This window comes from Bacteroides ovatus (assembly GCF_001314995.1).
GTDB classification, from domain to species: domain Bacteria; phylum Bacteroidota; class Bacteroidia; order Bacteroidales; family Bacteroidaceae; genus Bacteroides; species Bacteroides ovatus.
Map to the genome: position 1 here is coordinate 3,456,514 of NZ_CP012938.1, position 18,104 is coordinate 3,474,617.

Annotated in this window: 17 protein-coding genes and 1 tRNA gene; 10 read left to right on the plus strand and 8 right to left on the minus strand. The window is 40.7% G+C overall.

Going from position 1 to position 18,104, the window contains the following annotated elements; translation table 11 throughout:
* Positions 1 to 10 precede the first annotated feature (10 nt).
* Positions 11 to 1,198, plus strand: coding sequence for a porin (locus Bovatus_RS13740; protein ID WP_004296387.1), 1,188 nt, complete (start codon positions 11 to 13; stop codon positions 1,196 to 1,198).
* Positions 1,199 to 1,290: 92 nt separating this feature from the next.
* Here Bovatus_RS13740 and Bovatus_RS13745 read toward each other — a convergent pair whose 3' ends face one another.
* The 5 genes from Bovatus_RS13745 to typA all read right to left on the minus strand — a co-directional run bounded on the left by Bovatus_RS13745 (position 1,291) and on the right by typA (position 6,546).
* The gene (locus Bovatus_RS13745) at positions 1,291 to 1,512 is read right to left on the minus strand and encodes a DUF2795 domain-containing protein (protein ID WP_002558131.1); all 222 of its coding nucleotides are present in this window, start codon (positions 1,510 to 1,512) and stop codon (positions 1,291 to 1,293) included.
* Between the two features lie 73 nt (positions 1,513 to 1,585).
* Positions 1,586 to 2,149, minus strand: coding sequence for a cob(I)yrinic acid a,c-diamide adenosyltransferase (locus Bovatus_RS13750; RefSeq protein ID WP_004296388.1), 564 nt, complete (start codon positions 2,147 to 2,149; stop codon positions 1,586 to 1,588).
* 43 nt (positions 2,150 to 2,192) lie between these two features.
* On the minus strand, positions 2,193 to 2,816 hold the full coding sequence (locus Bovatus_RS13755; RefSeq protein WP_004296389.1) for a hypothetical protein: 624 nt from the start codon (positions 2,814 to 2,816) through the stop codon (positions 2,193 to 2,195).
* Positions 2,817 to 2,940: 124 nt separating this feature from the next.
* On the minus strand, positions 2,941 to 4,602 hold the full coding sequence (locus Bovatus_RS13760; protein ID WP_004296258.1) for an IS1182-like element ISBf3 family transposase: 1,662 nt from the start codon (positions 4,600 to 4,602) through the stop codon (positions 2,941 to 2,943).
* 144 nt (positions 4,603 to 4,746) lie between these two features.
* Entirely contained in the window at positions 4,747 to 6,546 is a 1,800-nt protein-coding gene (gene typA, locus Bovatus_RS13765; protein ID WP_004302390.1) for a translational GTPase TypA, read from the minus strand.
* 155 nt (positions 6,547 to 6,701) lie between these two features.
* Here typA and rpsO point away from each other — a divergent pair, with 155 nt between their 5' ends.
* From rpsO to Bovatus_RS13780, 3 genes are all read left to right on the plus strand, one after another.
* Positions 6,702 to 6,971, plus strand: coding sequence for a 30S ribosomal protein S15 (rpsO, locus tag Bovatus_RS13770; protein ID WP_004296393.1), 270 nt, complete (start codon positions 6,702 to 6,704; stop codon positions 6,969 to 6,971).
* 186 nt (positions 6,972 to 7,157) lie between these two features.
* A complete protein-coding gene (locus Bovatus_RS13775) occupies positions 7,158 to 7,733 on the plus strand; it encodes a helix-turn-helix domain-containing protein (RefSeq protein ID WP_004296396.1) in 576 nt (191 codons plus the stop codon).
* Between the two features lie 35 nt (positions 7,734 to 7,768).
* Positions 7,769 to 9,418 carry an AMP-binding protein gene (locus tag Bovatus_RS13780; RefSeq protein ID WP_004296397.1) on the plus strand — a complete coding sequence of 550 codons (1,650 nt, stop codon included), beginning with the start codon at positions 7,769 to 7,771 and terminating at the stop codon, positions 9,416 to 9,418.
* 154 nt (positions 9,419 to 9,572) lie between these two features.
* Here Bovatus_RS13780 and Bovatus_RS13785 read toward each other — a convergent pair whose 3' ends face one another.
* Positions 9,573 to 10,655: a mannose-1-phosphate guanylyltransferase gene (locus Bovatus_RS13785; RefSeq protein ID WP_004296398.1), complete on the minus strand. Its 1,083-nt coding sequence runs from the start codon at positions 10,653 to 10,655 to the stop codon at positions 9,573 to 9,575.
* Between the two features lie 164 nt (positions 10,656 to 10,819).
* On the opposite strand from Bovatus_RS13785, the gene Bovatus_RS13790 reads away from it, so the two are divergent.
* Both Bovatus_RS13790 and Bovatus_RS25690 read left to right on the plus strand, forming a co-directional pair.
* A tRNA-Leu gene (locus Bovatus_RS13790) sits at positions 10,820 to 10,903 on the plus strand.
* A 125-nt stretch (positions 10,904 to 11,028) separates the two neighbouring features.
* On the plus strand, positions 11,029 to 11,097 hold the full coding sequence (locus Bovatus_RS25690; protein ID WP_229086025.1) for a hypothetical protein: 69 nt from the start codon (positions 11,029 to 11,031) through the stop codon (positions 11,095 to 11,097).
* On the opposite strand, the gene Bovatus_RS13795 is transcribed toward Bovatus_RS25690, so the two are convergent.
* Positions 11,089 to 12,261, minus strand: a complete 1,173-nt coding sequence (locus Bovatus_RS13795) for an immunoglobulin-like domain-containing protein (protein ID WP_004296399.1) — start codon at positions 12,259 to 12,261, stop codon at positions 11,089 to 11,091. The two genes, Bovatus_RS25690 and Bovatus_RS13795, sit on opposite strands and share 9 nt — an antisense overlap.
* A 276-nt stretch (positions 12,262 to 12,537) precedes the next feature.
* Here Bovatus_RS13795 and Bovatus_RS13800 point away from each other — a divergent pair, with 276 nt between their 5' ends.
* Positions 12,538 to 12,882 carry a hypothetical protein gene (locus Bovatus_RS13800; protein ID WP_008776923.1) on the plus strand — a complete coding sequence of 115 codons (345 nt, stop codon included), beginning with the start codon at positions 12,538 to 12,540 and terminating at the stop codon, positions 12,880 to 12,882.
* Positions 12,883 to 13,253: 371 nt separating this feature from the next.
* On the opposite strand, the gene Bovatus_RS13805 is transcribed toward Bovatus_RS13800, so the two are convergent.
* Positions 13,254 to 15,362: a BT4734/BF3469 family protein gene (locus Bovatus_RS13805; protein WP_004296401.1), complete on the minus strand. Its 2,109-nt coding sequence runs from the start codon at positions 15,360 to 15,362 to the stop codon at positions 13,254 to 13,256.
* Positions 15,363 to 16,389: 1,027 nt separating this feature from the next.
* Between Bovatus_RS13805 and Bovatus_RS13810 the strand changes: the two genes are divergently transcribed.
* From Bovatus_RS13810 to Bovatus_RS13820, 3 genes are read left to right on the plus strand one after another with little or no spacing between them, the layout of a single operon-like run.
* Complete coding sequence (locus tag Bovatus_RS13810) at positions 16,390 to 17,268, plus strand: M48 family metallopeptidase (protein ID WP_004296404.1); 879 nt, start codon at positions 16,390 to 16,392, stop codon at positions 17,266 to 17,268.
* 33 nt (positions 17,269 to 17,301) lie between these two features.
* Positions 17,302 to 17,538, plus strand: a complete 237-nt coding sequence (locus Bovatus_RS13815; protein WP_224440841.1) for a hypothetical protein — start codon at positions 17,302 to 17,304, stop codon at positions 17,536 to 17,538.
* An 11-nt stretch (positions 17,539 to 17,549) separates the two neighbouring features.
* Complete coding sequence (locus Bovatus_RS13820) at positions 17,550 to 18,056, plus strand: zinc ribbon domain-containing protein (protein ID WP_004296406.1); 507 nt, start codon at positions 17,550 to 17,552, stop codon at positions 18,054 to 18,056.
* Positions 18,057 to 18,104 lie beyond the last annotated feature (48 nt).

Genomic DNA, 18,104 nt, shown 5'->3' on the forward strand with positions numbered 1-18,104 from the left:
TGACTTACTTATGAAAAAATGGATATTCATGCTGCTCCTCGCGGGTAGCATACAGGGAATATATGCTCAAAAAACAGAGAAAAAGGAGAAATTCAATCCGAACACTCCCCTGTTTGAAGAGCTGACAGACGTGAAAAAGAAAACAGATAAATTCAATCTTTATCTGAATATGCAAGGGAGCTTTGACGCTCATTTCCAGAATGGTTTTCAGGAGGGTGACTTTAATATGCACCAGCTTCGTATCGAAGCCAAAGGAAATATCAACAACTGGCTGTCTTACCGCTATCGTCAGCGCCTCAACCGCTCGAACGATGCAAACGGCATGATTGATAATCTCCCGACTTCTATCGACTATGCCGGAATCGGTATCAAGCTGAATGACCAGTTTAGTCTTTTTGCAGGAAAGCAATGTGCCGCATACGGTGGTATCGAGTTCGACCTGAATCCGATTGACATCTATCAATACAGTGATATGATTGATTACATGAGTAATTTCATGACCGGATTGAATGTGGGTTATAACATTACTCCCGAACAGCAGCTTAACTTGCAGATATTGAACAGCCGCAACAGTTCTTTCGATAATACTTACGGAATCACAGAGGATGCCGAAGGCAATCTCCCCGATCTGAAATCGGGCAAAATGCCACTGGTTTATACATTGAACTGGAACGGTAATTTCAATAATGTATTTAAAACCCGTTGGTCGGCTTCTGTTATGAACGAGGCCAAAAGTCACAATATGTATTATTATGCTTTAGGTAACGAGTTAAATCTTGGAAAATGGAATGCTTTTGTCGATTTCATGTATTCAAAAGAGGATATTGACCGCAAGGGAATCATTACCAGTATCGTAGGTCGTCCGGGCGGTCATAATGCTTTTGATGCGAACTATCTTTCGGTTGTTGCCAAATGTAATTACCGCTTTCTTCCGAAATGGAATGTTTTTGTGAAGGGTATGTACGAGACGGCTTCCGTAGGCAAGGCGTCCGAGGGAATAGAGAAGGGAAATTACCGTACTTCCTGGGGATATCTGGGCGGTATCGAATATTACCCGATGGAAACCAATCTGCACTTCTTTGTTACCTATGTAGGACGTTCGTATGATTTCACTTCCCGCGCCAAGGTGCTGGGACAGGAGAATTACAGTACTAACCGTATTTCTGTAGGATTTATCTGGCAGATGCCTGTATTCTAATTCTAAAGCAAGAAACCGAGCTGACAATAAAAAATACCCGATAGCTTCTTACAACAGTTATCGGGTATTCTTATATGTTCGGTCTTTTTAAATCAATACTCTTCCTCGTTAAAGAAGAAATCCTCCTTACTAGGATAATCCGGCCAAATATCTTCGATACTCTCATAGATTTCGCCCTCATCTTCCATCTCCTGGAGATTCTCAATAACTTCAAGAGGAGCACCCGAACGCATGGCATAATCAATCAATTCGTCCTTGGTTGCCGGCCAGGGAGCATCTTCAAGTTTTGATGCAAGTTCCAATGTCCAATACATAATCTTGAGTATTTAAAATGAATACTAAATTTGTCTCGTTTTCTATTTTTCGGCAAAAGTATAATAAAATCTATCATTTCCAACTATTATCCCAAAATATTTCATTATTTTGCTCATCAAAATTAATTTTTCGGGATAATACAAACAAATAATCTGATAATCTGTTGACAAATGCTAATACTTCGGGAGAAATTGTACAAGTTTCGGATAAAGCCAGAATACGTCTCTCGGCTCTCCTGCAAATAGTACGGCAAACATGACAAACGGCTGCTCCACGACTCCCGCCGGGAATGATGAAAGCGCAAAGTTCGGGCAGTTGTTCGTCCAGCCTATCAATCTCCCGCTCAATATTCTCCACGTTTTCAGGAGTTATGATGCTGGCAGCCTTCAGTTGCGTTTTTTCCTGGTCGGTGGCCAGATGTGAACCGATGGCAAATAGCTTATGCTGAATACTCAAAATGAAATCACGGTCTGATTCATCCTGCAGATAGGTATTCAACCATCCTAGATGAGAATTTAGTTCATCCACAGTTCCGTAAGCTTCCAGACGGATATGGGTCTTTGGAACGCGACTTCCGCCGACAAGACTGGTAGTTCCTTTATCTCCGGTCTTTGTATATACAAGGCTCTTTTTCATAATCTTCTTTTTTACTTATTATAAGGTAAACGTACAAAGGTTCTTAGAAGTTGACAATATACTGCTGTTTTATCTTCGTTTTATCAAAAAATAATAAACCGACGTCGTAGAGGTCAAAGGTGATGCCTACTCTTTCATCAGCCTGCAGCTTTTTCCAAAGTGCTTTCATCTCTTTGGAATAGCAGATGCCATGGACTACAAATACACTTTTAGGAGTGGTGCGATGTGCACAGACCCGGAAGGCTTCTTCCAGTAAATCGGGATTCCGGTAGTCATTCAGATACAGAAAGTCAACTGAAGTGTCTGCATCCAGAAACAGTTCCGACAAGTCGGAAGCAAAGAGGTAGGAAGCCGATGGCTTAGCGGATTGTAAGTAGAGGGTTGTGGAGGAAGGACGCCCAACTTCTATAATCGTATCAGGCTGCACTTTGTTCACCAACCGGAACAGGAAACGGTTTACCTTTTGAGAACCTTTAGTCCACCCACGCTCTCTTATCATCTTTTTTTGTTCTTTTTTCAAAGAAGAATAGGCATAGTAAGGCATCTTCTCATAAATCACATCGGTAATCAGGCTAAAAGCAAAAGGGGAATGTACGCCATATCCGCAACGATAACGAAAGCGGGAAAGCCAGATAAAAGGTCTTTTTATACAGAGTAGAAGATTCATAAAACAATCATTCGTATTTTTATTCTCCCGACAAAGATATATTTTTTTATTGAAAAAGGAGGTTGTGTCAAAACGTTGGCACAACCTCTTTTATATTTTACAGTTCTGCTATATTTTCTTTTGGCTATGCTGCTTTTTCCTCATGCATTTGGCAACAAGTTGCTATATTCCAATTATATCGGGTTATAAATAGTCCCATAAACATATATTTGGCAACTGTAATGAGCCCCTTTCCTTCTTTTATCAGTTTAGCACACATTTTTTTGATATTAAAGGCTATAGCAAAGAAAGCAAAGTCCATTGTAACCTTGTCTTCTCCCACATGCCGGAATCTTCTGTATGCCATGTTGTATTTCATTTGTCCAAACACAGCCTCTGGTTCTATACACCTCCTGCCTCTATGCTTGATACCTTCTTCTGAGAGCAACCTTTCCCGTGCCTGCCGTTTGTATTGATTTAATCGGTGGTTGACTTCTATAATACGGTTCCCCCGAGCTTTAAAACAACTGCCACGCAAAGGGCAACCTTCGCATCTTTTTGCTTTATACCGGGCACTTTCGATGATGTATCCGCTCGCTGTCTTGTCACGTTTGGTTCCTATACGGTTCATGTGCTGTCCCATAGGACAAACGTAATAATCCTCTTGGGCATTGTAATGGAGACTTTCGGCATGGAATGGGTTGGGAGTATAACGAGGACGCTGTTCTTTATGGAAGTAATTATACTTGATGAAGGCTTCTATCCCATTCTCCTGCATGAACCGGTAATTTTCTTCCGAACCGTAACCGGAGTCTGCCACACAGATATTCGGTAAACGGTTATAGCGGTACTGGAAAGAGTGGAAAAAAGGTATGAGGGTCAGTGTATCGGTAGGGTTGGGAAACAGACGGAAGTCTGTGATGAATTGGTTTTCAGTACCTATTTGCAGATTATATCCGGGTTTGGTCTGCCCGTTCTTCATGGCATCTTCTTTCATGCGCATGAATGTGGCACCAGGATCGGTCTTGGAATAGGAGTTACGTTCTCCAAGGGTATCAAGGTGATTGTCGTATTCTATCAGCTTGTCACGATACCCTTCAAGTTCCATGACCTGCTTCTTCTTTTTGCGCAGGGCTTTCTTTTCTTCCTTATCCTTTGTTGCAGGCTGGCGTTCCAGGGCTTCTTTAAGTTCATCCACTATGTCAGAGAGCCTGCAGGGAGTAAACTCCACGGATGTGTCTTTTATAGAGTTCTCCTGTGCAATGGCTTCATCCACCTGTTCCAAGAGAATACGGATTTTATCCATTAGTCTCGTACGGTTCCGTTCGACTGTCTTGCGCCAGACAAAAGTATATTTGTTGGCTTTGGATTCAATCTTGGTGCCGTCGATATACTCCACATCAAGGCTGATGAAACCTTTATCGGCAAGGACAAGAACCAACTGGGTAAATACATTATTTATTTCCTCCTTTACACGGTTACGAAAACGGTTGATCGTGATAAAATCCGGATGCTCATTACCGGCAAGCCAAATATAATGAATGTCACGAAGGAGGTGCTTCTCTATTTTACGGCAAGAATAGATATTATTCATGTAGGCGTAGATTATCACCTTAAGCATCATTTTAGGATGATAAGGACAACGGCCCGTTTCCTTATAAAGCTTCTTGAAACTCTCAAGATTGAGATTGTCAATAACAGCATTCACGATGCGGACCGGGTCGGTCGCAGCTATGTTTTCATCAATTCTTTGTGGAAAAAGAACGGTTTGGTTGGGAATGTAAGGACGAAAATGTAACTTTGCCATAACGAAAAACTTTATACCTAAAGATACGAAAACTTTGGGTAATAACAAAGCCCGGGCTTGAGAAAGTCTGGGCTTTGCGCATAAAAAAAGGCTGTGTCAGCGTTTTGACACAACCTCCTCTTTTATAATATTATGAAAGAATGGTTAGTTCTTGTTTGCACGTTTACGTTCGATTTCGTCCAAAATCACTTTACGCATACGCATTGCTTTAGGAGTAACTTCTACATATTCATCTTCCTTAATATATTCCAGTGCTTCTTCAAGTGAGAACTGGATAGGTGGAATCAGGCGTACTTTATCATCCGAACCGGAAGCACGCATATTCGTCAATTTCTTCGATTTGGTTACGTTGATAACCAGGTCGTTGTCATGAGAGTGTTCGCCTACTACTTGTCCTGCATAAACTTCGTCCTGCGGGAAGATAAAGAATTTACCGCGATCCTGCAATTTGTCGATGGCATAAGCAAAAGCTGTTCCGCTTTCCATAGCAATCATAGAACCGTTCGTACGACGTTCGATTTCTCCTTTGTGCGGTTGATATTCTTTGAAGCGGTGTGCCATGATGGCTTCGCCGGCAGAGGCAGTCAGTACATTGGTACGCAAACCGATGATACCGCGTGAAGGCATATTGAACTCAAGATTGATACGTTCACCTGTATTTTCCATCTTGACCATTTCACCTTTACGGCGAGTAACCATATCTATAATTTTGCTGGAATATTCTTCCGGTACGTTGATGGTCAGTTCTTCAATCGGCTCGCATTTCACACCGTCGATTTCTCTGAAGATAACCTGCGGCTGACCTACCTGCAATTCATATCCCTCTCGGCGCATTGTTTCAATTAATACAGAAAGGTGGAGTACGCCACGGCCGGAAACAATCCATTTACCGTCTTCTTCACTTTTTCTTACGCGGAGAGCCAGATTCTTGTCGAGCTCCTTCATCAGACGGTCGTGGATATGACGTGAAGTCACAAACTTGCCATCTTTACCGAAGAAAGGAGAATCGTTGATAGCAAACAGCATACTCATGGTCGGTTCGTCGATTGCGATTGGCGGCAATGCTTCCGGATTCTCGAAATCACAAACAGTATCTCCAATTTCGAAACCGTCGATACCTACCAGTGCGCAGATGTCACCGGAAGAAACTTCGTTTGTTTTCACGCGGCCTAAACCTTCGAAAACATGGAGCTCTTTGATTTTGCTCTTGAGCATATCACCGTTACGTTTCGCAAGCGTTATATTCATACCTTCTTTTAATGTACCGCGATGTACGCGGCCTACAGCGATACGACCGGTATAAGAAGAATAATCCAGAGAAGTAATCAACATCTGGGGAGTACCTTCCAATTGTTTGGGTGCCGGAATATTTTCGATGATACAATCCAGTAGCGGAGTAATACTGTCAGTCTGTTGCTTCCAGTCGGTGCTCATCCAGTTGTTCTTGGCGGAACCGTAGATTACGGGGAAGTCCAGTTGGTCCTCCGTTGCATTCAGGCTGAACATCAAATCGAAAACCATTTCGTAAACTTCTTCCGGACGGCAGTTAGGCTTATCTACCTTATTAACTACCACGATAGGTTTCAAACCGATTTCCAGTGCCTTTTGCAGTACGAAACGAGTCTGGGGCATCGGACCTTCAAAGGCGTCTACCAACAGAATACAACCGTCGGCCATATTCAATACACGTTCTACCTCACCACCGAAGTCGCTGTGTCCCGGAGTATCAATAATATTAATCTTTGTACCGTTGTAATTGATGGATACATTTTTGGAGAGAATCGTTATACCACGTTCACGTTCCAAATCGTTGTTATCCAGGATAAGTTCACCACTATTTTGGTTGCTGCGGAATAAATTTCCGGCCAATAGCATCTTGTCAACCAGCGTTGTTTTCCCATGGTCAACATGGGCAATGATTGCAATGTTTCGAATATTTTGCATATAATACCTATTATTTGGCTGCAAAGGTACGAAAATAGGATTAGAAATATGCGCAATGATAGCAATTTTTTCTTGTAAATCGTTGTGTGATATAAAGATAATGCCTATCTTTGCACGCTCAAAAGAATAATTTATCAATTAAAATTCTAAGAATTATGTATTTAGACGCTGCTAAAAAGCAAGAAATCTTCGGAAAGTACGGAAAGTCTAACACTGACACCGGCTCAGCTGAGGCCCAAGTGGCATTGTTTTCCTACCGTATTTCTCACCTGACTGAGCACATGAAGCTCAACAGAAAAGATTATAGTACTGAAAGAGCGTTAACAATGTTGGTAGGTAAGCGTCGTCGCTTACTTGATTACCTGAAAGCAAGAGATATCGAAAGATATCGTGCTATTGTTAAAGAGCTCGGTTTGCGTAAGTAATCTACTTGTCGCGAAAAGATTTAAAGCCGTTCCTCATTTATAGAGGAGCGGCTTTTTTTAGTTTCTTCTTTTTCTTCCTGATAGTCGTATTTTCTTCGGTTATAATTGTGTTCATCTAAAGATTTTGTTATTTTTGCAGCTTAATTATTATAATTTATCACCTTTGATAACTAAAATGCTTTCAAAATGGATACAAGTAAGATTGTTGGCGAAAAAATTAAAGCCCTCCGCGAAGATAAATCAATAAGCATAGAAGAGTTGGCACAACGTTCGGGTTTGGCTATCGAACAGGTTGAACGTATTGAGAATAACATTGATATACCTTCTCTTGCACCGCTAATTAAAATTGCGCGTGTATTGGGAGTACGTCTGGGGACTTTCCTTGACGATCAGGATGAAGTAGGACCGGTGGTTTGTCGTAAGAAAGAAGCCAAAGATGCGATTAGTTTCTCCAATAACGCGATTCATTCTCGCAAACACATGGAATATCACTCGTTGTCCAAGTCAAAGGCGGATCGTCACATGGAGCCGTTTATTATTGATGTGATGCCAACGGAAGATACCGACTTCGTGCTTTCTTCTCATGAAGGGGAAGAATTTATCATGGTTATGGAAGGTATCATGGAAATCAGCTACGGCAAGAATACCTATTTGCTGGAAGAGGGTGATAGCATTTATTATGATTCCATTGTTCCTCATCATGTACATGCTTACGAGGGGCAGGCTGCAAAAATCCTGGCAGTAGTTTACACGCCAATTTAATGAAATAATAGGAACCAAGACTTAAGTATAATTACATGCAATTATTTGATCGTACTTTGGGGCAGTGGCTCGAGCACTGGGCTGAAGAGACTCCCGATAAGGAATATATCGTTTATTCCGACCGCAATCTCCGTTTTACCTGGAGTCAGTTGAACCGTCGTGTGGATGATATGGCGAAAGGGCTTATCGCCATTGGGGTGGAACGTGGTACCCATGTGGGTATCTGGGCGGCTAATGTTCCCGATTGGTTGACATTGTTGTATGCTTGTGCGAAGATCGGTGCGGTATATGTTACTGTAAATACGAACTATAAACAATCGGAGTTGGAGTATCTTTGCCAGAACTCGGATATGCATACGCTTTGTATCGTGAATGGCGAGAAGGACAGTGACTTTGTGCAGATGACCTATACAATGCTTCCCGAATTGAAAACCTGTGAACGCGGACATTTGAAGAGTGAACGTTTTCCGTACATGAGAAATGTAGTGTATGTAGGACAGGAGAAACATCGTGGTATGTATAATACAGCGGAGATTCTGTTATTGGGAAATAATGTGGAAGACGACTGTTTGAGCGAACTCAAAAGCAAGGTGGATTGTCACGATGTGGTGAATATGCAATATACATCGGGAACTACCGGTTTTCCGAAGGGAGTAATGCTGACACATTATAATATTGCCAATAATGGATTTCTGACTGGTGAACACATGAAGTTCACGGCGGATGATAAACTTTGCTGCTGTGTTCCGTTATTCCATTGTTTCGGAGTGGTGTTGGCCACCATGAACTGTCTGACTCATGGTTGTACGCAAGTAATGGTGGAACGTTTCGATCCGCTGATTGTATTGGCTTCCATTCATAAAGAACGTTGCACGGCTCTTTATGGCGTACCGACTATGTTTATTGCCGAGTTGCATCATCCGATGTTTGATCTCTTTGATATGTCTTGTCTTCGTACAGGTATTATGGCAGGTTCTCTATGTCCTGTTGAACTGATGAAGCAAGTGGAGGAGAAAATGTATATGAAGGTGACCAGTGTGTATGGACTGACAGAGACTGCACCGGGTATGACAGCTTCTCGTATTGATGATCCGTTTGATGTACGTTGTAATACGGTAGGACGTGATTTTGAATTTACGGAAGTAAAAGTGATCGACCCGGAAACTGGTGAAGAATGTCCGGTTGGCGTACAAGGTGAGATGTGCAACCGTGGATATAACACCATGAAAGGATATTATAAAAATCCGGAAGCAACAGCAGAAGTGCTTGATGAAAACAATTTCTTGCATTCCGGTGATTTAGGTATCAAGGATGAAGATGGAAATTACCGGATTACCGGACGTATCAAAGATATGATAATCCGGGGTGGCGAGAATATTTATCCGCGCGAAATAGAGGAGTTTCTTTATAAACTTGATGGAGTGAAAGATGTTCAGGTGGCAGGTATTCCTTCTAAGAAATACGGTGAGGCGGTCGGAGCATTTATTATCTTGCAGGAAGGTGTGAAAATGCAGGAAGCTGATGTTCGTGATTTTTGTAGAAATAAGATATCCCGTTATAAGATTCCGAAATATATCTTCTTTGTGAATGAATTCCCGATGACAGGTAGTGGAAAGATTCAGAAGTTCAGATTGAAGGATCTGGGATTACAGCTTTGTAAAGAGCAGGGAATAGAAATTATCTAAGGCCTGTGATTGTTTAAGGACACACAAAGTTTTTCGATATAATAAACGATGAACGGTGAACGAACTGCATGATTGTTTGCAGAGAGTTCACCGTTCATTATTTATATTATTGTCTTATCCGGCTTTTGTTGTAGCAGCTAAGTATTATACGCTGCTAAATGAAATCGTCACCCAGTTGCATTTGGGCATCATTCACATATTTACGGATGGCATGTTCTTCATCTTTGCGGCAGATTAAAAGAACATTGTCGGATTCTGCTATTAGAAATCCTTCCAATCCATCAATTACGGCCAGTTTTCCTTTGGGAAGTACTACCATATTATCTTTACTATTATAAATAAGCGAATGGCATTTCAGAGTAACATTGCCTTCCGGGTCTCTTTCCGATAAGTCATAAAGTGATCCCCAGGTTCCAAGGTCAGACCAGCCAAAATCTCCTAACGATACATACACGTTATCCGCTTTTTCCATAATACCGAAGTCGATGGATACATTAGGACATGCGGGGAAATTTTCTTCAATAAATGCTTTTTCCTTATCGGTGGCATAAATATCTTTTCCCGGTGCCAGTTTGGAAGCTAATTCAGGCAACAAGTCTTCACTTGCTTTGATGATTGTATTTACATTCCACATAAACAGGCCGGAATTCCAGTAAAATTCTCCGCTTTCTACGAATACTTTAGCTAATTCTAATTCAGGTTTTTCAGTGAATGTTTTTACTTTATAGAAGTTTCCTCCTGCGGGTTCATCTATTTGTATATATCCATATCCTGTTTCCGGACGATTGGGTTTAATACCTAATGTTAGTAGTTTTTCAGAGCGTGAAACAAAATCAAGTCCTTTTTCGATAGCGGCAAGAAACTCATCCTCTTTTAAAATTAAATGGTCTGAAGGTGCAACTACGATATTGGCGTTTGGATTCAGTGCCCGGATGTGGTAAGAAGCCCATGCTATACATGGAGCAGTGTTTCGTCTTGCAGGTTCCAGCAGAATTTGGTTTTCGCTCACTTCAGGTAATTGTTCCTTCACTAAGTCTGCATACATTGCATTGGTAACGATGAAAATGTTTTCTGTTGGAATAACCTTTTGGAACCGGTCAAAAGTTTGCTGTAAAAGTGAACGCCCCGTTCCGAAGAAATCTAAGAATTGTTTGGGCAATGTTTTGCGGCTAAACGGCCAGAAGCGGCTTCCAATGCCGCCACCCATAATCACGCAATAATTATCCTGGTTTGTCATGATAGTGACTCTATTTTAAAGTTTCTGCTAATGTACGGTTTATTCTCTGAATAGAGAAGTGTTTAAGATATGTTTTATTATTTTTTTCTCCTTTTTTTTGCCAAACTATTGTGGATTCAAAATAATGTCGTATCTTTGCACCGCAATTGAGAAATCAAGTATGCGCCCAGATGGCGGAATCGGTAGACGCGCTGGTCTCAAACACCAGTGGATTCACTTCCATCCCGGTTCGACCCCGGGTCTGGGTACTGAAACGGAGAAAGTTGAAAAACTCTCTCCGTTTTTTTTTTCTACTCCTCGTAACTCGTTGGTCATACCGAAATTCGGGCATGATGGATTTGCACGCGTCATAGACGAAAGAATCGTTACTGAAATGATTAGCTGTTATCCGAATGTTACTGATCTGGAGTGTGCTTGTTGTTGGAAATTCACATTAAGGTAGTAATTCAAATTCTCCATAAGCCACTTTGGTGCCTCTGTTGAATGATTTGTAGATACGGTATTTCCCTGGATGGTTGGGGGATTCTGATGTATAGAGTTTGATTGTCTGTTGGTGACTGGGGTGCTCCGGTGGGAAAATCCACAGTATATCATTAACGACAGGATCGGTCGGCAATGTTTCCCATTGCCGTTTACTTTTGTTATAGTAAGCAAGGCTGTACTTTTCTCCGCACTCGTATTCATAGTGAGAGTGGTTGGTGATGGTTATTTTTACTTCTGTAGTTGATAGCGGATAATGATCGTGTTCTGTTTCTATAGAAAGCGAAGCGGGACTTATGTTCTCTCCAGTCGGAATGTCACGGGGAATAGGTCGCAATATGACGGAGTTCGTTTGCGATGATTGGTTGGTTTTCTTAGGTAACACTGTATAAAGCCCTTGTTCGTCTTTTATTATCTCATATTTTCCCGATTCCAGCCACGTATTCCAATCCTTAAAAAGACCGGTGATAAATAGGTATAAATCTTCGGAAATATATATTTCTGTACCTGACTTTAAGTCGCATGCCAACTGACCATTTACGACAGACAGATGTTTCTGGGCTCTTTGTAAGGCTTTCGAATAGACAACCTGATTAAATGCGTAATCTTTATTGAAACCTCGTCCCGTGAATAAATCTATTGCAGCATACGACATCGTCCCTCTTGTCTTCAGGAAAGTAGTGTCGGTTATAGACGTCTTGTAGCTATTAGCTTCTTCCCACATCTTTCTTTTTTCCTGTTCTCTGAATTTCTGCACAATCTCGCTCACTTTATCTTGTTCGCTTGTTTCTCTGTGAGATTTTAGGCTGTCATTATCTTGTAATTCGTCATAAAGAGGTAAAGCAAAAAAAGTGTTATTGCCCTTTTCAAACTGTTCTATGATACATGGGATAATTTTCTTACCCATAGCTTTTAGCTCTTTGAATTGGGGTAAAATGGTGTAAGCACGGGTACTTGAACTTAATTGTGCTTTGGGATTGTTGTGTATTTCTTTTTCCCAGGCATTAAATAAACTGTCAAATTTGGCTATATCCTCTGTTGTCAAAATATCACTTTTTTCTGTATTCTGTTTAATACATCCTGTAGTGATAAAGATAAATGGCAGAATAAAAAAAAGTGTTCTCATCGTTTTAATTATTAATCGGTTTTGTAATAGGTTTGCATAGGGTATATCAAGTTTTGATCTGTTTCCTGCAAATATAGAAATAATATTTCTAAACCGATAAACTGGATGCTGCTGTTTTTTTACCGGATAAGAAAACGTTTATTCGTTTTTCGATGTGATACTAGTTGCCCTTTGATAAATAATGTGAAAAAACAATTTTAGCCTCATCATCGAATTAACTTTCACCCATTTGTGAGGTCTAACATACATAACTTATTTAATATGAGAATTAAAATGATGAGAAAGCAAATTTTAAGTTTGGCAGTTGCGTTATTGATTGGCTCAACTGTATGTATGGCTCAAAATCGTCAGAATGGAAAGGCTGATAGAGAGAAACGTATGGAACAGATTGTTGCCGATCTGGGCTTGAATGAAAAGCAGGCCAAAGATTTCAAAGCTGCCATGGAAGAAATGAGACCTGCGAAAAATAAATCGAATGAAAGACCTACGCGGGAAGAAATGCAAAAGAAAAGGCAGGAAATAGATGCTAAAATAAAAAGCATTCTGACCGATGAACAATATAAGAAATACCAGGATATGCGTAAGAAGGATAACGCGAAGAAAAAGAAAAAAGCAAAATAAGTACTATTCGTTTAATCTAAACCTGTCAAATAGAGAATCGTAAAAGACAATCTGTTATGACGCTATGCTTATTTTCGGTTCTTTCATAAATAATTTATTTAATCTACATGACCATTTTCGTTCTACTAAAGTTGAATGCAGGCTCCATTTAAATGAGTCTATTTTTCAATTTAAGTAGAACGAAAATTTGTTAGATGATGTTTCGTCTTATATCTATACTCCCTCCACTAAAGCTTTTCTTCATGCTTTTATCTTTCAATCTTTCACCTTCTACTGAAACTCCCTGTCTATGGTAGTTGTACGTTGGTGATAGATGTAAAATGATCTGTCACCGATCTGTCATCTTTCACCGGATATTTTTTATTGCAAACTTATCCTCTTCCCGGCTTGATTCGTATTACTTTGTAGAAATTACCGCGTTTCGTATGCAAAGAAGGTATTTTGTTCTTTTGCAATATTCTTCCGAACTGGACAATACTGCAGATAGATACATGAATCTTGCTGTCATGTTGTAACTGTTGCAGTATTTCAATAGCAAGGAGTTGCTCGCATTCTTCTCCTTCTTTTGCCCCTCGGAAATATTCGTGAAACAACTGTTCGGCAACCGGCATGACTTGAAATTCCTGATTATTCTCCGTCATGACATGCTCATCTTCCGTGTTGAACCAATATCGCTCTCCTCTATATAAGTCGTGCATGGCTTGTGCATAAAGCTGCTCATAATCAATGGGGGAGCAATCGATGGGGCCGGTCACATTAATTACGATATAGCGTCGGCTGCCGGAAGTATCAGTCAGTAGGTCCTTGTGATTGCTTGTCCCAATGAAAGATGCATATCGGCGCATCTCTTGAGTAGCGGTGCCATGCGGACGCCGGACGTTGACAACCGGTTTTTGAAGAATATGTTTCAGAAATGCCTGCTGGCTCACTCGGTTCTGGTCAAATTCATCCATATTGATGAGTGCGAATCTATTTAGAGAAAGTTCGGCATCCCGCTTATTGCTGAAATCAATGCGGTCGGTATAATAAGCCTGTAATTCAGGTGGAAGCAGACTTCGGCAAAAGGTGGATTTTCGGTATGCCTGTGGACCGACCAGTAATGGTACAGTACAATTGGCGTATTTCCGGTCTGTCTGACGCCAGTGGGCTACCATATTCAGAAACCAGCGGTAAAACAAGTCAGGCCAGTGGGTATTGTTGCAAGGAACCCGGGTTGCCAGTTCCCGAATCCGGTCACGCCCGTCCCAACGGATGTCCAACCCGAAAAGGAAATCTTCAATAGGATTAAAAATAGGGATACGGTCGGAGTCCAGATACCGGATGACGTCTCTGTCCCATAAGTTAAGCCCTTCCAGGCGTGCGTTCATTGCGATGCTGTTCCGTATGCGGTTACTGATGGGGCGGAAACAGAAACAAAACGTGTTTCGTTCGCGGTATTCCGCAACTGTCGTCATTGTATTGTAGCGAAATTCATATCGGCGTTGCATGAATTCTTCCGTCCGAAACTCCAGTTCCTGTTCTGCTGATAAGGGAGATTTCTTTCCGAAACCTTTTTCGCACGTATATACATTCTGTATGGTTTGCCGGATCAGGAATTCTTTATTCTTGGTATAGAAATGAGCGGTAGACCAACGGATCGTTTCTTCTTCCGGTATTCCTGCCTGAAAACAGTTCTTCGCTACCTGAACCAGCAAAGGCTTCAGGTCTTCATCGGAATGAATATGGATTCTTGGCTGTAATTCGCTTAGTGATTGATATGCCTTGTATAAAGCAGCTTCGAAGAGAGCGGATAATGTGTCGAAGCTGTCATATCCCGGAATCAACCGTTTGAATGGAGATGCTTCTGCTTGCACAGCTTCCTTGTAAGTTGTTTCCGAAGGCATCTCCAATGGCTGCCGCATATAAATCACGGTAGATTCAGGGTTGTAATAAAGTTCCGGGTCATAAGTCTGTCGGCAGAACTGTTCCAGGGCAGGATTCTTCAGTTCGATAGCATAGGAAAGGGCGGGCTGGTATAGGCTGACTGCTTTTCTGTAGGCATTTGCCTGAAATATTTCCGCTTCTTCCCGTTTTTGAGGAAGTGACTTGTCGGGACGTGTGAATCGTATCCATATTTTCACGGAATGTCCTCCAGAACCCATAAAGGCTGCGAATGTATGTGAAAGTTCAGCCGCTTCCTGCTTCACCCGGTTTACTTCCATCCGGTTGGCGAGATGATTCACTTCTATTTGTATAATGCCGTTATATCCGGTCATTTGTATACCATTGACTGTTTTACGAAAAGTGGCAGCCGGGACAACTTTGGTCAATTTCTTGACGTCGTCCAGTTTGCTGTCCGGTGATGCGTAACGGATGCTCGTGCGTAGGTTGCTGACTGGCTGGGCTTTCGTTTCATGCTTCATCGTTTCAATTTGTGTGTTGATGTCCAACGTTCGCATGGTTGTCGTCTCTCCGTTGTCTCGCATCAAAGTAAGTTTCATGATAGATGTGTTTATTGTTTATGTTTCTTTCTTTAAAAGGCGAGTAAAGGTATGCTTTATTATCGGACTCTCCAAATATATCATCTTCTCTTTATTGGAATCTTCTTATGTACTATCTCTTGCATTGGCTATTAATAGAAAACTTCCTTTCTTTCCTATGCAAAGTTTCTTTCGTCTAATAGAGAAGTTCCTTTTGACTGTTTGCAATCTATAAATGAAAGCTTTGATTATATAAATGCAAGTTCTGTTTTTATAAACGCAAGTTTCATTTATAAAAACGGAACTTGCATTTATAGTTTGAATCAGGTGAGGAATAAGTTTTCTATTAATGAAAAGGAAGTTTATATTTAATGGAAAGGAACTTATCTATTAATAGTTCAGGAAAGAAATAGCTGTTCCTTTGAATGTGATAAGTGGTGAAAGATGAAAGATTGGGTGATAGATTGAAAAAGAACTGTCAATGGTTTGAAAGTGCGATGAACAAAAGGATTTATGACTTTCGGTGAAAGATGAAAGATATAAATAGTGTATTTGTAATGAATGCTATCTTTTTGTTGTTGTGATTTGCAAAATAAAAAATGTCATGATAGACATGTTTTTCGCATCAATAGTTCTGTTTTTGGTCTGTTTAGACATGATTGGGACTTTTGTAATTTTTTGCCTGCTATATTATTCGTTATATTTGAGACTTGTAACGATGATGCGGTGAACTAGAATATGGAGAATATGTTTGTCCAGGTCTCTGAAATCGCCAATGAAAGGACTGCACAAGGACAACATTTTAGCAGCATGATATTTGTATCTGTTAAAAGCTAATACTGATTATCGTGCTGCTTTCTTATTTTGTCAGATAAATGAAGAATTTATTCGCATAATTCTTTTTATGTTTCCGGTTTATTGTATATCAGGATTTTAACCTGTGGTGCTTACGAGGAGTTTGTTGCGTATACCAGTGATATGAAAAGACTGAACTTGATGTGTTTTGTAATGAAGGTCATAAAAACAATAGATATTAATATTGATAACCATGATTAAAGCAACAGATTTTATTCATCCGGAGGATGCAGCTGCATTGAGGCAGCTGGAAAGTATTCCCGGATTCCCGACCCTAGTGAAAAAATTGATGTCAATGGGATTGGAACAACTGCAATATGGCGTTAATATGGCATCTGCAATTCGTTTATCACCGAATCAATTGCCTAAATTGTATAATCGTCTGCCACCGATTTGTAAGAAGTTGGGGATTGAACAACCGGAATTCTATCTCTCTATGGACCCTAATCCTAACGCATGGACCTTTGGCGATACAAAGATTTTTATAACTATCACTTCCGGCTTGGTTGATATGATGACAGAAGAGGAACTGGATGCAGTGATTGCCCATGAATGCGGGCATATTCTTTGTCATCATGTCTTATATCATTCCATAGCTCATTATGTGATGGATGGTTTGGATTCACTTGGCGTTTTGGGAAGTTTGGGAGTCCCCATCCAATATGCGATTTTGTATTGGGAACGTAAAAGTGAGTTGTCTTGTGACAGAGCTGCCAGTATTGTGACTACTCCAGCCATAGTGGCAAGCACGATGGCTCGTCTATCTGGAGGTCCGTCTTCTATAACAAAGAATATCGATCTGGTGGAGTGGGCTAAGCAGGCAGACCAATATGAAGCTATCCGTAATGACGGATTATGGAATAAGACATTGCAAGTCGCAGCTATAATGAATCAGAATCATCCGTTTTCGGCCGTGCGGGTTAAGGAGATCTTGAAATGGGGGAAAAGTTCCCAATATAAGACTATCGTCGATCATCTTTCGACAGAGAAATCAGGCAAGATATGCCTGAATTGCAAGCAACCGATAGCGGATGGCTGGACTTATTGCAAACATTGTGGAAATAAACTTTAAATATAATAGCTTATGTTTTTTAATGAACAAGGAATGTTGAATTTAGATGAGGCGGTCATGAACCAGCCCACATTCAAGAAGATTATGGAAGATGGTATAGTTACTGAACAGGAGGTCAAGGAACAGTCTGAAAGAATTATTTCTATATTGAAGTCTATGGAAAAGAACTATACGGAAGAACAACAGCGTGAGATTAAGGAATTGCTTGTTGAAACCGGTGTGTTATTTACAACGAGCCAATATCATGCATTACAGTCATTACACTTTTAAAAAATAGAATTATGGGAACATTTGCAACAAAAAAAATACTTCCGGGTAATCCTTCCTTGATTCCTGCCATTGCCGAACAGATAAGAACAGAATTTATGGCAGAACAGTTTGAGGTACAGATAGATAATTTATTAAGTGGTGGTGTTGATATTTCTATATCCAAAGGTAATTTGTTTAAAGCCGTACTTGGTTTGAAGTCTGCATTAAAAGTCAGCTTGATACCTAAAGACAATGCAATAGCGTTTGAAGCTGGGATAGGGATTTTTGGGCAACAAGCTATTCCTACTATCATTTCTATGCTATTCTTCTGGCCGGTACTTATCACGCAAATTTGGGGGATGGTGCAACAGTCCAAGCTTGATGATAAGGCACTCGAAATAGCTGAAGTGATGATAAGAAATCAAAGTTCTTCTACAATCTCGGCTTCAAATACTGGCGGGATGGTGTTTTGTACGAACTGCGGGCATCGGAATATCAAAGGTGCGAAATTCTGTTCGGAATGTGGAAAGGCGTTGTAGAAAGGACTATAAAAATAATAAGGGTAAGATTATAGATAATTCTATAGT

Coding starts and splice junctions, on each gene's coding strand:
- Bovatus_RS13805 (WP_004296401.1), bottom strand. CDS start 15,362: ATGAAACTTACTTTGATGCGAGACAACGGAGAGACGACAACCATGCGA.
- Bovatus_RS13815 (WP_224440841.1), top strand. CDS start 17,302: ATGTTGAATTTAGATGAGGCGGTCATGAACCAGCCCACATTCAAGAAG.
- rpsO (WP_004296393.1), top strand. CDS start 6,702: ATGTATTTAGACGCTGCTAAAAAGCAAGAAATCTTCGGAAAGTACGGA.
- Bovatus_RS13795 (WP_004296399.1), bottom strand. CDS start 12,261: ATGAGAACACTTTTTTTTATTCTGCCATTTATCTTTATCACTACAGGA.
- Bovatus_RS13820 (WP_004296406.1), top strand. CDS start 17,550: ATGGGAACATTTGCAACAAAAAAAATACTTCCGGGTAATCCTTCCTTG.
- typA (WP_004302390.1), bottom strand. CDS start 6,546: ATGCAAAATATTCGAAACATTGCAATCATTGCCCATGTTGACCATGGG.
- Bovatus_RS13760 (WP_004296258.1), bottom strand. CDS start 4,602: ATGGCAAAGTTACATTTTCGTCCTTACATTCCCAACCAAACCGTTCTT.
- Bovatus_RS13810 (WP_004296404.1), top strand. CDS start 16,390: ATGATTAAAGCAACAGATTTTATTCATCCGGAGGATGCAGCTGCATTG.
- Bovatus_RS13785 (WP_004296398.1), bottom strand. CDS start 10,655: ATGACAAACCAGGATAATTATTGCGTGATTATGGGTGGCGGCATTGGA.
- Bovatus_RS13775 (WP_004296396.1), top strand. CDS start 7,158: ATGGATACAAGTAAGATTGTTGGCGAAAAAATTAAAGCCCTCCGCGAA.
- Bovatus_RS13740 (WP_004296387.1), top strand. CDS start 11: ATGAAAAAATGGATATTCATGCTGCTCCTCGCGGGTAGCATACAGGGA.
- Bovatus_RS13800 (WP_008776923.1), top strand. CDS start 12,538: ATGAGAAAGCAAATTTTAAGTTTGGCAGTTGCGTTATTGATTGGCTCA.
- Bovatus_RS13780 (WP_004296397.1), top strand. CDS start 7,769: ATGCAATTATTTGATCGTACTTTGGGGCAGTGGCTCGAGCACTGGGCT.
- Bovatus_RS13755 (WP_004296389.1), bottom strand. CDS start 2,816: ATGAATCTTCTACTCTGTATAAAAAGACCTTTTATCTGGCTTTCCCGC.
- Bovatus_RS13745 (WP_002558131.1), bottom strand. CDS start 1,512: ATGTATTGGACATTGGAACTTGCATCAAAACTTGAAGATGCTCCCTGG.
- Bovatus_RS13750 (WP_004296388.1), bottom strand. CDS start 2,149: ATGAAAAAGAGCCTTGTATATACAAAGACCGGAGATAAAGGAACTACC.